The organism is Terrabacter sp. Ter38, assembly GCF_024519435.1.
Classification (GTDB): Bacteria; Actinomycetota; Actinomycetes; order Actinomycetales; family Dermatophilaceae; genus Terrabacter.
This window is the reverse complement of the sequence record NZ_JALJRZ010000038.1, coordinates 1-355: the sequence shown is the minus strand read 5'-3', so window position 1 is coordinate 355 and position 355 is coordinate 1. Positions and strand designations below refer to the sequence as shown.

At 54.9% G+C, this 355-nt stretch carries 1 protein-coding gene; it reads left to right on the top strand.

Features of this window, described 5'->3' with window-relative positions; all coding sequences use genetic code 11:
- A partial coding sequence (locus tag NR112_RS23310; RefSeq protein ID WP_256796474.1) for a hypothetical protein occupies positions 1 to 355 on the top strand: 355 nt, incomplete at both ends.

Below are 355 nucleotides of genomic sequence, written 5' to 3'. Positions count from 1 at the left end.
AACGAGGAGGGAAGAGAGGAAAGAGAAAGGGGAGAAGAAGAAAGGAGGGGAGAGGGAGGGGAGGGAAGAGGCGGGAAGGGAGGAAGAAGAAGAGGAAGGAAAGAGGAAGGGGGAAGGGAAGAAGAGAGGAGGGAAGAAGGGGAAAGAGAGGAAGGAGAGGGAGAGGGAGAGAGGGGAAGGAGAAGAGGAAGGGAGGAGGAAAGAGAAAGGAGAGGGGAGGGAGGAGGGGGGAAGGAGAAAGGAAGGAGGGAGAAGAAGAGAGGAAAGAAAGGGAAGAGGGAGAAGAAGGAGGAAAGAAGGAAGGGAGAGGAGAAGGAAGGGAGGAGGGAGTATGAGAGAAAGAAACCCACCTGCT